This window comes from Nostoc sp. FACHB-888 (assembly GCF_014696655.1).
Classification (GTDB): Bacteria; Cyanobacteriota; Cyanobacteriia; order Cyanobacteriales; family Nostocaceae; genus Nostoc.
On sequence record NZ_JACJQM010000030.1, the window covers coordinates 1 to 15683 of the forward strand.

Genomic DNA, 15683 nt, shown 5'->3' on the forward strand with positions numbered 1-15683 from the left:
ATTTAATTCAGCAACTAAAACGCCCAGACGTTCATATGTGTTTGGCCTGATTTCAATTACTGCATGGTGGAGCGAAGCTCCGCCCACATTTTGTGCCAGTTGCGTAAGTCCTGGTTAAGATAAACCGTGGATTATGTTCGCTCTTAGTCATCCGTAACTCATACAAATCATCTTCCAGTTTCTCAAAGATGCCACTGGTAAGTGATGCAAGTCCTTTGTCGCACAGGTATCTAAGATTAACTTGTAGACGCTTGGTTTCGGAAGCACTCAGTAACGGTTTTGGTGGATTTTCTGGTTGCTCCTCTTCGGGAATCATCCTGATGAAAAAAGCAAGTAAATCTTTGGGGATTTCCCCATTGACATCTAGATAAACTTCCCAAGTCCAGGTCACTTCCTACCTCACAGTATAGTATTCCTTATAAAGAATGCCAATCATATTATTCTTTTAAAGGAATATCATATAGAATCAGTGAGTGCAACTTAGGTAATAAAAATGGTGCGTTAGGCAAAGCCATAACGCACCCAACTGTTTATATGCTTAAGTAGGTCAACTCAACTGTTCAAACTTAAATTTCCCTTTAATGAACTTGTTAAAGTATTGACCTTTAGACGGTGCATTGTCTAAGTCATCCTTGACACTGGGAGGTACTTTGAAATACTCGTAAACACTTCCACTATCAAATTCAATAGTCAGTGTTTGAGTTTTTGGCTCATAGGTAAATTGCTTAATAACGCTGCCTTCAGGCTTGAGTAATGGGAAGGCGATCGCATCCCGAATACTGGCACAATCAGTTAATAACATTACCAACCGATCAATCCCAATCCCTAAACCACCCGTAGGCGGCATACCGTATTCAAGGGCTGTTAGAAAGTCTTCATCTACACCTTGGGCTTCTAAGTCGCCAGCAGCTTTCCTTTCAGCTTGGGCTTCTAGGCGTTCTCTTTGATCGATGGGATCTGTAAGTTCTGAGAAGCTGTTCCCAGTTTCTCGCCCTACGATAAATAACTCAAATCTTTCCACCAAACCAGGTTGAGAACGGTGGGGTTTTGCTAGAGGCGAAATTTCTACTGGATAATCAATTACAAAGGTAGGTTGAATTAAATTAGCTTCTACTTTCTCTTCAAAAGCTAAATTCAGTAACTTACCAATTGATTTCGCTTCATCGACACCAGGAATATTAGCATTTTTACTTGCTGTTTTTGCTTCTTCCAATGTTTGGAAAGAATTGAAATCCAAGCTTGTAAATTCTTTAACTAAATCGTGCATTGTCACTCGCCGCCAAGGTGGTGTTAAATCTATAGGTTCCCCTTGGTAGGTAATTTGCAATGTGCCGAGTACGTCTTGGGCGACAGTGGTAATAATCCCCTCAGTCAGCGCCATCATATCGTTGTAATCGGCGTAGGCTTGGTAAATTTCAATTGTCGTAAATTCAGGATTGTGTCGAGTCGAAATTCCCTCATTACGGAAAACCCGCCCCAATTCAAACACCTTTTCAAAACCACCTACAATCAACCGCTTGAGATGAAGTTCTGTGGCAATTCGCAGATACAACTCCATTTCTAAGGTGTTGTGGTAAGTGATAAATGGACGCGCATCTGCACCCCCAGTCTCACTTTGCAAAACTGGCGTTTCAATTTCCAGAAAATCCTGTTCTTCTAAATAACGGCGAATACCAGCAGTAATTTGGGCGCGACGGCGGAAAGTTTGTCGCACTTCCGGGTTAACAATCAAGTCAACGTAGCGCTGACGGTAGCGCTTGGCAACATCTGTTAATCCATGCCACTTGTCGGGTAGGGGCAACAGGGATTTAGTCAGGATAGTATATTGTTTAACGTAGACAGATAACTCGCCCTTTTCAGTCCGTTTAATAGTACCTTTAACTCCCAGGATATCGCCTGCATCTGTGAGTTGTTTTAAATGATTGAAGGCATCAGCATCAATATCTGCCATGCTTTCTTGGATGCGATTTTTATCCAAATAAAGCTGAATTGTGCCAGTTTCATCTTGCAAGGTGAAGAAAGCCAGTTTACCAAAAACGCGACGCGCCATAATGCGTCCAGCGATCGCAACTTCTAAATCAACTTCTTCACCACTGGCTAAATCAGCAAACTTTTCTTGCAACTGCGCTGCATGATGGGTAGACTCCCAACGATAGGCGTAGGGATTAGTCCCTAGCTGCTTGAGTTGTTCTACTTTCTCCAGCCTGGCGGCCCGGATATCTTCTTCCGACATGGTAACGAACTAAATAGGGCAAGATTAATTATAGATGCTGCAAAAGTTGAGAGTAAGAGATATTTGCACTTTGCAGATGATAATATCGCCTAACCAAATACAATGACACAAACTAGAGTGCGCTTGTGGAATGTAGATGAATATCACCGGATGCTTGAGACGGGTATTATCACAGCCGATGAACGGGTGGAACTGATTGATGGGCAAGTTATCCCGATGAGTGCCAAAAATCCCCCTCATGCAGCGACAACGCTGTGTGCGTCTGATTATCTCAAGCGATCGCTAGCAGAAGTTGCCTTAGTTCGGGTGCAAGATCCGATTCAGTTAAGCCAATACTCGGAACCTGAACCAGATATTGCCGTTGTCCGCATTGATGCGCGAAAGTACATTGATCATCATCCTGCACCCAATGAAATCTTTTTATTGATTGAGGTAGCAGATACAACGCTAGAAACGGATCGCAAACAGAAAGCACCTTTATATGCTAATGCAGGAATTGCTGATTACTGGGTTCTGGATGTGAATCAGCGTCAAATTTTTGTTTTCCGCGAACCACTTTTGCAAGGCTACAATCAACAATTGATTTTGCAGGAGGATGCAACGTTATCCTTGATTGCATTTCCAGAAATTGAAATCCATATTAGTCAAATGTTTCCATAAATTTGGCAATTTTAGACTCCTTCATAGGCCTGCTTTAAAATTCCCTCCTTAAAAAGGAAGGTTAGGGAGGATCAAGTCTTAATACAAGCATATTGGGCAATAGTGAGTAAGATACCTATAAAAAAAGTGCGATCGCTTGATCGCATTTTATCCAAAAGACTTCATAGAAAATATGATTGATATCTTCTATGACAACGATTCAATAATTCAATGTACGAGTCAAACCTTTATTTATGATCTACTGTTAGCGAATGCCTAGATGAAATAGCTTTCATTTTCAAGTTAGTAAATTGCCCGATCGCTTTTACAAAATCTTGCTGTTCTGGTTGCAAATGCAGTTTTTCTAGGGCTTGATTGATATTATTACCAGCCCGGAGATTGCGATTAAGTTGGGCACGTTGCGATGTGTTTAAGACTGCCTCAATTTCCCTGTTTCTTCTCTGACGCACAGCCTGGAGTTCTTGGCGTTGTAAGGGAGTCAGATTAATCTCCGACGAGGTGGAGTAGGTTGCAGTTTTGGTAATTTGGGCGGAAATAACACCAGAAGTAGTATGGAGTTGAACGGGTGCAGCTAAGGCAATTCCCGGCATGGAAAGGACAAGAGCTAGAATAGCAGCGAACACAGAAACCCGTTTTGTCAAGTGAATTGCCATATTCAGAAATGCCTACATCTAATTTAATGCTGAGATATAGTTAAGCAATCTTCAAGTCTTTAATTTTGAATCTTGAATTTATCCACCCCCAAGAGGATGGTAGTTCAGCTAAAAAATATTATCCGCTTTAAGGGAATCCAAAAAAACTAGAATGGCAAACTTAACTGAATTATTTTTGCTAAAATCCAAACTCAAATTCAAGTTTTTACAAAATCATCACTTGATTGCTTATTTCTGTTAATCTGTCAATGCCTAAGTCTTGCAACTAGCTCGTGACTTTATTTTAGAACACCTATCACAGAAATTTGGCTTATATTCATAATATCAACTATTTGTCAATGTGTAATTTCTAAATTTAATATCTGGAAATCCCTCAGACAAAGTATGTGCTAAAAGAGATATAAATAGTGCATTAGGCAAATCTAACGCACTATTATATATAACTTCATTTAGCACTCAAAACTACTCAGACCTTTTCATTCTGTCGATTTCGCGTTGTAATTCTTCAATTTGACGGCGTAAAGCTTCTGTTTCATTGGCGGCAGCTTCTGCTGCAACATTTACTGATCCAGAAGCAGGCGATCGCTGATAATTTCCTCGGCGAATTTGCTGGTATTCTTCGGATACTGCCCACGCCCGTAAGTAATGCAAGCGTTCCACTGGGAAAGGATGGCTTAATAGCGTACCCTGAGCGCCATTGTAAATCAAAAATTTATACAACTGATTTAGTCCATCTTCATCCAGTGCCTGATAATTTTCTGACTGCTTGATAAACTCTTGTAAACTACATTCATTGGCATATTTGTTACTACCGCCAGAGAGTTTCATCATCGTTGACATCACGGGATTCAAGTCATCCATGACTAGTAGTGCGGCGCGATCTGACGATAACTCAGCTTTACGCCGCCACTCAAAAAAGGCGTAAATCAAACCTTGTGTGACAATATTACCGATGCCAAAGGTTAATTCTCCCAAGGCGGAAGCAGCACTCATCGCCCACATCGCCATTTGAATTAAAATAGTATGACCACATTTAATATGCCCCAGTTCATGGGCTAGCACCGCCCGAATCTCGGCTTCGTCTAGTAAGTCTAGTATCCCTGTATTTATGACTATGTAAGGATTCTCTTGCCCCAGCGCATAGCTATTTGCTTGGGGATTTTGCGAGACAAACAGTGTCGGTTCTGGGTAAATGTCCAAATCTCGGACGCATTCCCGAAACATCTGGTAAATAGTGGAATATTGACGCGGCCCGACTTGGATGGTGTTACCCATTAGATAGACTAACTGAGGGCGTTCGTAGATAAATTCCACAAATTTACGAGCAATTAAATCAAATCCTGGTAAATTTCGTAAAGCTTGCTCGGCTTGGCGATCTAGTGGATGTCTGAAGGCTTCGCTGGAAATTCCTGTGTAAGTTGGCATAATTCAGGGTGTTGGGTCAGTGAACAGTTATCAGTAAACAATTATCAGTAAACAGTCTAGTAACTGGTAACTGAGAACTGAAAACTGAATAATAGAAGTGGGGCAATTGGAAGTAAAAATCACTTTGTATGGAATTAAAAGCGTGTGATTGAAGCAGAAGTTCATTTTTCACTACATAACTTTTTGCGATCGCAGGCGGGGTTCCCTTCCTGGCCCCATCATTTGACGATGGCACGGTTGGTAGCACGCGCCTTGCGCCTAGGACGTAGTGCCCTAATTCAAGTAGGAGCGGTTTGTGGCTATCAAGGGCGATATCGCACCAGTTTCATAGCATCAGCCCTGATGTGGCATGGCCCTGTAATTATTGTTGCTCAAGAAGCGGTGCAGCAACTTCTGCTGCGGGTGGAAATTCCCCGTTTACAGCAGTGGCTACCAGCCAACAAAGTGATTAGGACAGGTGATGCTTGGCCTAGTGCTGAGTTCCAAGGGCTACTTTTGACCTCGCCAGAAGCTTGGTTAAAAGGACAATTTGCTGGTGGCGATCGCTTTCCCCAAGGCATCCCCACAATTATTGATGGGGTAGATGATCTAGAAGATTGGGTGCGTCATCAACTTACCCAAGATATTCAACCCGATGATTGGGAGCAACTCATGCTGGCTTGCCCAAATCAAGCCGAGGTAATTCGTGAAGCAAGGATACAACTTACACATCAACTTTTTCAGCATCCTGTCAATCCATATCAGTGCTACCTAATTTCCCAGCCAGAAATAGAAATTTTGCGTCGTCTGTATTTAGCTTTAGATCAAGCCAACCTCCCAGATAATTGGAAAAACTTCTGGCAGCAATTTCAAACCCTTGATGAAAATCTTTCCCCCCCTGCCTCCCCTGCCTCCCCTGCCCTCTTCTGGGCGACTATTGCCCATCGACAAGGTTTATTTTCTTTACACTACGCCCCAATGGAATTAGGTGAAATACTTTCACCTATTTGGCAGCGACAACCAGTAGTTTTAATTGGCAGCGCTATCGAACCGGAAACTGAGGCTCCTCTTTTCCGACAGCGCCTTGGTTTGGACGATTTAACTTGCCTGAAGTTCTCTGCGGATCAAGCAGAAGCAATTCAACTCTATGTACCTTATAAGTTGCCCCTACCCAACACGCCAGAATTTCAAGCGGCATTTATTCACAAAGTCCGCACACTGGTTTGTCTAAGTGCTACAGCACCAGGGTTAACGGTTGTCTTGGTGGGAGATGTCCCACTAAAGGCTCAAGTTGCGACAATTCTGGCTTCAGAATTTGGTTCGCGGGTGCAAGTAGAAAAAACTTGTTTAGATGAAAATGGTATTTTGATTAGCGGTTGGGAATTTTGGCGAGAACATCAGCGAGTCTTGCCAGCACCCCATCTGTTAATTATTGCTACTTTACCTTTACCATCTTTAGAAAATCCTCTGGTAGCTGGTAGGGTAGCTCGTTATAAGCGATCGCATCAAGATTGGTTTCGTTTATATTTGTTGCCAGCTGCCTTGAGTGAATTACAAAGAGCGATCGCTCCAGTCCGAGAAAGTCAAGGTATTGTTGCTTTACTTGATAGTCGTGTAGTTAATCGCAGCTACGGCGCTCAAATTCTTGCTGCCTTAAGTCCTCTGGCCCGCATCAACTATCTCGACCCCAGTCTGTTTTCTAATACCAATGAGGAAAATTCCGCTTAAGGTCAATGCCCAATGCCTAATTTACATTTTATAAAGGTAATGTGATTTATTGCCTCTCTATAGCCATGATTCCTGGCAAGATAAATTTAGAACCTAAAAAATTTGAGTTTCTGATTATGGGTGAAGCAAAGCGTCGTAAAGCCACACAAGGGGAAACATACGGTCAAGAGGCTCGCATCTTGCCTTGGCTTCCCATCACAAAAACCCAAGCCGAATTATTTGTCAATTGGACAAGTCGTGGTGCTTGGATAGGTATTTTCCTTATGGTTGCAGCATGGGCAACTATCCGTTTTATTGGCCCAGCCTTCGGTTGGTGGCAAGTAGTCTACTAAATGCTTCTATAGACCAGCGCTGTAGGGGTTTAGCAATGCCCTTTACCCCTACGACAGATGTGATTATTTCAAAATCAACATATTTGGTATTTCCTGTCAATACGTAACTCCTAAAATCTCTTTTCTTCTCTCTGTGTCTCTGCGGTTTAAAAGTAATTTATAGAACCACAGAGGTGCAGAGAACACAGAGAAAAGAGGAATCATTGTCCAAAAATTTCACCACCTTGAAAGAGCTGGTCTTAAATTGGAATTTTCCCGCAGGCTTAGTTAGTATATGCTCCACGTCTTAGGTCTATCTTTGTAGTATGTAAAGAAGCACTGTTGACCTGAGATTATGCCCTCCTCTAAAAAACCCCTCACCTACCCATCCAGCCACAAAAGCAATCAAGTCGATAACTACCACGGTACTTTAGTCGCAGATCCTTACCGTTGGTTAGAAGATCCTGACTCTGAAGAAACAAGAACTTGGATTGAGGCACAAAATCAAATTACTTTTGGCTACTTGAGCGAAATTCCTACTAGAGAAAAAATTAAACAACGCCTCACTAAACTTTGGGATTATGAAAAATATGGTATCCCCTTTAAAGAAGGTGAACGTTACTTTTATTTTAAAAACGATGGACTGCAAAACCAAAGTGTCCTTTACACTCTGAAAGCCCTTGACGACCAACCCAAAGTTTTACTCGACCCTAATAAACTTTCAGAAGATGGCACTGTTGCACTTTCAGGATTGTCTATTAGCGAGGATGGTAAACTTTTAGCATACGGTCTATCCGCCTCTGGTTCTGATTGGCAAGAGTGGAAAGTACGCGATGTCGAAACTGGTGAAGACCTGCAAGACCATCTGAAGTGGATTAAATTTTCTGGTGCATCGTGGACACATGATAATCAAGGTTTCTTCTACAGTCGCTACGATGAGCCGAATGAAAAAACTCAATTAGAAGATGTTAACTATTATCAAAAGCTCTACTATCACCAACTAGGTAAACCCCAATCAGAAGATGTAGTAATTTATCATCGTCCTGACCAGAAGGAATGGGGTTTTAGTGGCGGTGTTACTGAAGATGGACGCTATCTAATAATTTCAATTTGGCTAGGTACTGACTCCAAAAATTTAGTTTTCTTTAAAGATTTAACTAACCCTAATGCTGATGTCGTAGAGCTAATTAACCAGTTTGAGGCAGATTATAGCTTTATCGATAATGATGATAGCGTGTTTTATTTCCGCACAGATTTAAATGCACCACGGGGAAGAGTTATCGCAATTGACACCAAAAACCCCAGACTAGAAAATTGGTATGAAATCATTCCCCAATTAGCAGAAACGTTGGAAAGTGTCGGGATACTTAATAATCAATTTGTTGCTGATTACCTTAAAGATGCTCACAGCCAAATTAAAATCTTCGACCTCAAAGGTGCGTTTATTCGTGAGGTGGAATTACCTGGACTCGGTTCAGCCGGAGGTTTTGGAGGTAAGCGTCATGATACCGAAACTTTCTATACTTACACCAGTTTCACCACACCAGGAACTATCTATCGCTACGATATGATAACTGGTAAAAGTACTGTTTTTCGTCAGCCACAAGTAGATTTTAATCCTGATGATTACGAGACGAAACAAGTTTTTTATCATAGCAAAGATGGTACTAGAGTACCAATGTTTATCACTCATAAAAAGGGCATAAAGTTAGATGGAAATAACCCGACTTATCTCTATGCCTATGGTGGTTTTAATGCCTCAATGACACCTGGTTTTTCTGTGAGTCTTTTGGTGTGGATGGAGATGGGTGGTGTCTATGCTATGCCTAATATACGCGGCGGTGGAGAATACGGCGAAGAATGGCATCAAGCAGGAATGAAGGATAAAAAGCAGAATGTCTTTGATGATTTTATTGGCGCTGCTGAATGGTTGATTGCTAATAAGTATACTAAGACAGATAAGCTAGCGATCGCAGGTGGTAGTAACGGTGGCTTATTGGTGGGTGCTTGTATAACGCAACGTCCCGATTTGTTTGGTGCAGCGTTACCAGCAGTCGGCGTCATGGATATGTTGCGGTTCCACAAATTTACCATCGGTTGGGCTTGGACTTCCGAATATGGTTCAGCAGATAATCCAGAAGAGTTTCCAGCGCTGTATACTTATTCGCCACTACACAACATCAAAGCAGATACAGCTTACCCACCAACCTTAATTACCACAGCCGATCATGACGATCGCGTTGTCCCTGCTCATAGTTTCAAATTTGCCGCCGCTTTGCAAGAGGCTCACATAGGTGATACGCCAGTCTTAATTAGAATTGAGACTAAAGCAGGGCATGGCGCGGGTAAACCTACAGCTAAAATTATCGAAGAAGCCGCAGATAAATGGGCTTTTTTGGTGCGTACTTTGGATGTAGAAGTTTAGGATAATATGATTCATTATCTCATGCAAATATGCCAAGTGGCTAAGAAAAAAATTTGCGTATTTGCGTGAGATTTTCGCTATGAATCAACGGAAAATATCTGCAATAATCGGTGGATATGACTATCAATAGGTGAGTTAAAATGTGAACACAACAATACCTGTTGAAATAGCCAGTATTGTAATGCAATTTGCTGGCTGTCTACAAAACCAGTTTGGAGAAACCCCCAAATCTTGTTAGTGGGAGCAATTTTAACAATAGATAAACGTACCATTACTTCGGTACTGACATACTATAGCAGTCCTAAATCATTTGTGAAAATTATATGTCTCTTTGTTCTTTCTTCCCTTTGCGTTCTTCTCTAACGAGACGCTGCGCGTTGGCGGAAGCCTCTCGCAGAGAAGGCGGTTCGTTCCATTATCTATATTTTTCACAACTCAGATAGGATTGCTATAGGGGCTGAATTAATGTATTTATTCCATCCTCGTGAAAACAAACGGTCGTAAATTTTTATACTGAGCAGTACTAAATCTACAAAATCATCATTTTATTTCGGATGAACTGTTATATCACTGGAAAGTATAGATTTAGCGACAGGAGAATTTTATGGAAGATGGATTCGAGAGACTAAATCACAATGAAGTTGTGTCTATAGAACCAGACACTTTTAATAAGTTAAATATTGCTAAAACTTTTAAAGTTTGTGATTTGATTACAGCAATTAAGGAATATATTGGAGCAGATGAGACAGATGAAGTAAATTTGTATACCCAAGGATTAAATTGTGAAGTTTTACAATTTAGTACTCAGGGATGGAAAAAAGGAAAAGTTAGGCTTGCTTTAGAATTTTGTCCTGATGAATCAGAATCACCACTTGATGAAATTTTTAACAAACTCAAACAATTAGAAAACTAAAATAAATTGTAATTGATAATCTGATTATCAATTACAATTTATTTTTTAATTTGTCTCTCTTGAAAACTAAATTTAGTTACAGGAGCTTGATTATGAATAATAAATGGGAACCTCTCAATCCTGAAAAAGATGTTGTGCATTTTCACCAGGAAACGTTTGAAAATTTGCCCCGCACTCAAATAGTCTTTCAGCTTTTAAGAGAAGTAAAAAAATTTTGGTCAAAACACTGTACATCATCAGGGTCAAAAGTATTTGATGAAGGATTTGAATGTTATGTTTTAATACCTAATCAACAATGGCGAACAGGCAAAATTAGAGTACGTCTAGAATTTTGCCCCGATGAAGCTGAAATTGAAGAAAACCAAGAAAATAATGGCTTAGATATCAATCAAGAAAGGTCTCCACTCGACGACCTTCGACAGCAACTCAAGGAAGGTGAAAATTAATATTCAAATCGTAACTGCCAACACTCGTTGATATACACCGATGTAAGAGACAATTATTTGTGTCCGTCTGCGGTAAAAAACTAAAATGGTATGGACTCCATTACACGCAAAAATACATCGCACCATCCGATCGCGCCACTTGTTTGAGTGCAACCAGCGTCTATTAATCGCTGTCTCTGGCGGACAAGATTCTCTGTGTTTAATAAAATTATTTTTAGATTTACAATCCAAATGGAGATGGGATTTAGGTATTGCCCACTGCGATCATCGCTGGCGTTCTGACTCCCAAGCTAATGCTCATCATGTAGAAAACTTAGCTAAAAGTTGGGGTATATCCTTTTATTTAGAAACAGCGAACGAACCTATAAATAGTGAAGCTGCTGCACGCGATTGGCGGTATCAAGCTTTAAGTGCGATTGCCAAAGCAAATAATTATCAATATATAGTAACAGGACACACCGCAAGCGATCGCGCTGAAACTCTCCTCTACAACTTAATTCGCGGTACTGGCGCTGATGGCTTACAAGCCCTAACTTGGCAACGCCCTCTAACTACAGACATTATGCTAGTGCGCCCACTCTTAGAAATTACTCGAACACAAACAGAGCAATTTTGTCAAGAATTTAAATTGCCAATTTGGGAAGATTCCACCAATCAAAATTTGCAATATGCCCGCAACCGCATTCGCCAAGAATTAATACCATATTTGCGGGAAAATTTCAATCCCCAAGTAGAATCAGCCTTAGCCCAAACAGCAGAACTTCTCCAAGCAGAAGTGGAATATTTAGAAAAAGCTGCCCAGCAGTTGCGAGAAAAAGCTATGGAAAAGGGCATTGGGGATGAAGAAGATTCCTTTACTCTTCTTCCCTTGAGATTAAATCGTCGGGTATTGCAGAAAGCACCATTGGCACTGCAACGTCGGGTGATGCGTCAGGTGTTACATCAAATACTTACTGATGCTCCTAGTTTTGAACACATCGAGAAATTAACGGCTTTAATTACTGCGCCAAACCGATCGCAAACTGATCCATTTCCTGGTGGTGCGATCGCTCAAGTAGAAGGCGATTGGATCTATTTGAAATAGTTTTGAATATAGACTTTGTATAAAAAGTAACTCGCTTGAGGTGAAAAAAACTGCTTTTCGCATTGATGGGGTCTTTTTGCCTCCAGAGGGTGTAAAACCCAAAATTATCTTTTTTGCAGAAGTTCAATTTTAGAAATACGAAGCTTTTTATCATCGACTCAGTAAAGAAGCGATGATGTATTTGAACCGGAATCAGTCTCAATATCATGACTGATATTGTGTGGTAATTTTTCCATCACGCAGTTTAGAACTTAGCAATACAAGAACTTATCGATTTTTTTTAACCAGCGATAAAGTGCAGCGCATTTATTTGCGGTTTGCTGCACAACAGAACACCTAGGTAGAAGTAAACGCACGCGAGATCGCTGTTTACCAGCTTATCTACAGGTCTCATACAACCCAGATGCCGAAGGCAATTCTCAATCCAAAATCCAAAATGATCTCAGTTACTACCTCAGCATTGGGTAGTTGTTAAGACGCTAGTAATTGTGGCTGAGACATTAAACTTTGGAGAGTATGACGCAACTGAGCGATCGCTTGGGCTTGAGAATCACCGGTTTCCTGGAATTGATCCAAAGATTCTCCAATTCCTTGCAGCTTTTGCCGTAAGCCATCGAGGGAATCCTGAATTGGTTGGAGTGCTTCTTGATAAAGATTCACCCGACCACAGCATTCAGCAGTTGTTCTTCTTAGAGATAGCAAATTTTCCTCGATCGCTTTCAGTTCTTGGCGCTTTTCATCCAAATCATGGGTTTGATTGTCAATCATTCCCTGATTTAGCTCAATACCAGCACGGATCTGATCAATTTCACGTTCCAACTTTTGGATTTCCTGCGAATATTGTTGTCGCTGGGTTTCAATTTGTAACAGAATCGGTTCTAAATTAACTTTATTACCCTCTTCTTCCTCAGCAACAGTATGTCCTTGTCGCCGTAGCAGTACAGCTTGGTGTTGTTTGAGAAACTTCTGATGCTGTAGCATATTGCGGCGTTGTCCCACCAGACTGGAGTTTAGCATCTGATAGAGATCTTTTTCATCCGTTAATTCCAGTTCCAAATTGATGTGGTCATGGTCAGATGCTTGGCTTAATTTATTTTGCAGTTCTTCTATAGCTTCTTGTTTATATTTCAGTTCTTGTTCTTGATCGTGAACAAAGCTAGCGTCTATTTCCAACTTATGTTGCAATTCTTGGACTATCTTTTGTAGTTCTTCTAAAGGCATTTTATCCAAAGCTTTCACATCAGCTTGCTGTCCTAGAACTACACCACCAGACGTTGCAGCCAAAGAGTGAATCTGTTGATATAACTCTTCGGCATTTCGCAACTGCTCTTTAATTGACTGAGCATACTCTTGCTTGCTGGTAAGGTCTGCTGTATTGATCTGTAATTGTGCTGTTTGCTGGACTAGGGAATTTTGTGCTTGTTGCAATGCATTTTGGCGATCGCTATATGTTTGTGACAATAGCTCGACTTCTTCTTGCTGTTGTGCGATCGCAGTTTTTTGTTCCTGGAGTTTTTGCCAGTGTGGGGTAAGAGTCGCCTGCTGCTTTTCGACCAATTCAAAGGCCAGATGCAGCTGTTCTCTGACTATCTCCGTAGGAGCAACACGACTAGACAAGCGATCGAGTAACTCACTCATTACCCGACTTTGCTCCTCATCCAAAACCGTCCCCTGTTGGAAATCCGCAAGATGTTCCTCCAGGCGGCGCTGTTCACCCCGCAAATGCTCCCAAGCGCCTTCCAATTCTAGGCGGTTGCGCTCAACTTCTGTTTGTAACCGTTCAATTTCTTGGCGAGATGTATCAACTTCCTGCTTTTGCTCCTCTAGTTGTTGCAACTCATCCTCCAATTGTTGCAACTGTTCTGAGCGTACTTCCATGTCCATTTCACGGCGATTCAACTCTTGCGCCTGAAACGTCAGCGATTGCTTCCACTGATCAATCTCATCTTCCTTAAGCTTAAATTTCTCCAATTGGCGGGAAAAATTCTGCAAAATGTTGACTAGTGGCCGCCCTGCTTCTTGAATCCGTTGTACTTGACGATTTGGATTCAGTTCAACCAGTACCAAAGCACCATCATTTAATTTGCTTGCGTCCTCAGCCGCAATCACTTCTTCTGACACAGGATTCCAATTCTGGTCAGTTCGCTGACAAGCTAGCAGTTTCAGTTCAGTTTTGGCACCGCCACTGAGTAAACCACCTTTCTGTTTTTGTACTTCTGCTAAATACAGCACACCGTTAGTCCTTTATGGATGCACTTAAAGTTCATGTTTTGGGATATACCTTAAATAATTCTGTTAACTTACCTCACTGAACCGAAGTTTAGGAGAACAAGACAGACAAAACTATAGACGCCAGATATTACGTCTTGATACTTATAAAAGCGAGTTAGTCGCGCCTTTATATTTTGTACTGATGGCAGTGATGATGACTTCCGTGTTAACACTAGCTTTGTCGAAGTGTATTACGAAAGATTAAGGTTTATAGCTGAATCTGTTTCCTAATGGCAACAAGAAACAGGGTAAAAATTTTGCCAATACTCCATAATCAATACTTAAAGAAGAAGCCAGAATTTAGAATTCTGAATTCAGCAATACTGAAGGAGTACTTTTTAGATCAATGCAGGGAAATTTAAATGAAATTGATATTTGCAGTATTTTGCAATTGATTGATTTAGGGCAGCGAACTGGGCAACTATGGGTGAGAGCTACTGGTCACCATAACAACAAACTGCGTGGAGACGGAGCAAGCATTTATCGCCCCAAACAACAGTCTTGGTTCGTCTTTTTCCTCAATGGTCAAATTATCTATTGTCAAGAAGGCGAGAGTAGTTTATCCAGAATTAACGATTATTTACGTCATTACAGAGTTGAGACACGACTCACTGACAAACAAATTGCCTCCCTACCATCAACCGACGCACCAGAGTATGCCTATCTTTGGGCACTCTTGGAGCGGAATATTATCAACCCTAAGATAGCTGGTAGTATCATTCACGGTTTGGTGCATGAAACCCTTTTTGACCTGCTGAGTTTACACCAAGGAAACTTCATTTTCCATCAAGGTGCAGCACTTGCCCCGCAATTAAATACTTTCGAGATTGCTCCCTTTGTTACAAAAATTACGAAGCAGGTGCAAGAGTGGAAGCAGCTGTATCCGCACATTCAGTCACCGGAACAATTGCCAGTGCTATCTGACAAAGTTCAGCTACAATCCTCGCTACCAGAAGCAACCGTAAGTAAGCTACAACATTGGGCTGACGGGAAAACATCCTTGCGTCAACTGGCTCGCTATCTCGACCGAGACATTTTGACAGTGGCTAAGGCAATATATCCATATGTGCAACAGAGTTGGTTACAACTAGTATATTCACTCACAACTAAACCAGATACCACCCAGACTGATAACTGTGAACTGAAGGAAAAACACAAGGGGCGGATAGTATGTATTGACGATGCGATCGCCATCGGTGAGACTATAAATTCGATCTTACAACCACAAGGTTATGAAGCGATCGCTCTCACCAATCCTTTAGAGGCACTGAGTCTGGTTTTTCAACTAAAACCGGATTTAATTTTATGCGACATTGCCATGTCGGAATTAGAGGGGTACGAGATTTGCGCCATGCTGCGGCATTCAACAGCATTTCGACCCATACCGATTATCATGCTCACTGGTAAAGATGGATTTATTGATCGAGTCAAAGCTAGTATGGTCGGGGCAACAGATTATTTAACAAAACCATTTACAGACACTGAGTTACTTATGCTCGTAGAGAAATATATCAACAACTAATGAAAATTGGGCATTGGGCATGGAGTATTGGGC

At 41.3% G+C, this 15683-nt stretch carries 14 protein-coding genes and 1 pseudogene; 9 read left to right on the forward strand and 6 right to left on the reverse strand.

The genetic code is table 11. The annotated features are described in order from the left end of the window. Positions 1 to 52 precede the first annotated feature (52 nt). A complete protein-coding gene (locus H6G26_RS19090; protein ID WP_190730758.1) occupies positions 53 to 391 on the reverse strand; it encodes a hypothetical protein in 339 nt (112 codons plus the stop codon). Positions 392 to 547: 156 nt separating this feature from the next. After that, entirely contained in the window at positions 548 to 2233 is a 1686-nt protein-coding gene (gene lysS, locus H6G26_RS19095) for a lysine--tRNA ligase (RefSeq protein ID WP_190730759.1), read from the reverse strand. 102 nt (positions 2234 to 2335) lie between these two features. Between lysS and H6G26_RS19100 the strand changes: the two genes are divergently transcribed. Next, a complete protein-coding gene (locus H6G26_RS19100; protein ID WP_190730760.1) occupies positions 2336 to 2893 on the forward strand; it encodes a Uma2 family endonuclease in 558 nt (185 codons plus the stop codon). A gap of 227 nt (positions 2894 to 3120) precedes the next feature. Here the strand turns inward: H6G26_RS19100 and H6G26_RS19105 are convergent, their stop codons facing one another. Next, positions 3121 to 3546, reverse strand: coding sequence for a hypothetical protein (locus tag H6G26_RS19105; RefSeq protein ID WP_190730761.1), 426 nt, complete (start codon positions 3544 to 3546; stop codon positions 3121 to 3123). A gap of 462 nt (positions 3547 to 4008) precedes the next feature. After that, complete coding sequence (locus H6G26_RS19110; protein ID WP_190730762.1) at positions 4009 to 4971, reverse strand: M48 family metallopeptidase; 963 nt, start codon at positions 4969 to 4971, stop codon at positions 4009 to 4011. Positions 4972 to 5115: 144 nt separating this feature from the next. Between H6G26_RS19110 and H6G26_RS19115 the strand changes: the two genes are divergently transcribed. From H6G26_RS19115 to H6G26_RS19125, 3 genes are all read left to right on the forward strand, one after another. Beyond that, positions 5116 to 6678, forward strand: coding sequence for an ATP-dependent DNA helicase (locus tag H6G26_RS19115; RefSeq protein ID WP_190730763.1), 1563 nt, complete (start codon positions 5116 to 5118; stop codon positions 6676 to 6678). 116 nt (positions 6679 to 6794) lie between these two features. Continuing rightward, positions 6795 to 7010, forward strand: a complete 216-nt coding sequence (locus H6G26_RS19120) for a DUF2839 domain-containing protein (RefSeq protein ID WP_190730764.1) — start codon at positions 6795 to 6797, stop codon at positions 7008 to 7010. A gap of 334 nt (positions 7011 to 7344) precedes the next feature. Further along, positions 7345 to 9414 (forward strand): prolyl oligopeptidase family serine peptidase, encoded by a 2070-nt coding sequence (locus H6G26_RS19125; protein WP_190730765.1) that lies wholly within the window; start codon positions 7345 to 7347, stop codon positions 9412 to 9414. A gap of 77 nt (positions 9415 to 9491) precedes the next feature. On the opposite strand, the gene H6G26_RS19130 is transcribed toward H6G26_RS19125, so the two are convergent. Beyond that, positions 9492 to 9686: a hypothetical protein gene (locus H6G26_RS19130; protein WP_190730766.1), complete on the reverse strand. Its 195-nt coding sequence runs from the start codon at positions 9684 to 9686 to the stop codon at positions 9492 to 9494. 332 nt (positions 9687 to 10018) lie between these two features. Here H6G26_RS19130 and H6G26_RS19135 point away from each other — a divergent pair, with 332 nt between their 5' ends. The 4 genes and pseudogenes from H6G26_RS19135 to H6G26_RS19150 all read left to right on the forward strand — a co-directional run bounded on the left by H6G26_RS19135 (position 10019) and on the right by H6G26_RS19150 (position 12197). Continuing rightward, complete coding sequence (locus H6G26_RS19135; protein WP_190730767.1) at positions 10019 to 10327, forward strand: KGK domain-containing protein; 309 nt, start codon at positions 10019 to 10021, stop codon at positions 10325 to 10327. 92 nt (positions 10328 to 10419) lie between these two features. Next, positions 10420 to 10773: a KGK domain-containing protein gene (locus H6G26_RS19140; protein WP_190730768.1), complete on the forward strand. Its 354-nt coding sequence runs from the start codon at positions 10420 to 10422 to the stop codon at positions 10771 to 10773. Between the two features lie 85 nt (positions 10774 to 10858). Further along, entirely contained in the window at positions 10859 to 11857 is a 999-nt protein-coding gene (gene tilS, locus H6G26_RS19145) for a tRNA lysidine(34) synthetase TilS (protein WP_190730769.1), read from the forward strand. Between the two features lie 40 nt (positions 11858 to 11897). Further along, positions 11898 to 12197: pseudogene (locus H6G26_RS19150) on the forward strand (DUF2887 domain-containing protein). A 131-nt stretch (positions 12198 to 12328) separates the two neighbouring features. Here H6G26_RS19150 and hmpF read toward each other — a convergent pair. Continuing rightward, on the reverse strand, positions 12329 to 14089 hold the full coding sequence (gene hmpF / locus H6G26_RS19155) for a pilus motility taxis protein HmpF (protein WP_190730770.1): 1761 nt from the start codon (positions 14087 to 14089) through the stop codon (positions 12329 to 12331). 385 nt (positions 14090 to 14474) lie between these two features. Between hmpF and H6G26_RS19160 the strand changes: the two genes are divergently transcribed. Next, positions 14475 to 15650 (forward strand): response regulator, encoded by a 1176-nt coding sequence (locus H6G26_RS19160; protein WP_190730771.1) that lies wholly within the window; start codon positions 14475 to 14477, stop codon positions 15648 to 15650. The last annotated feature ends 33 nt before the right edge of the window (positions 15651 to 15683 follow it).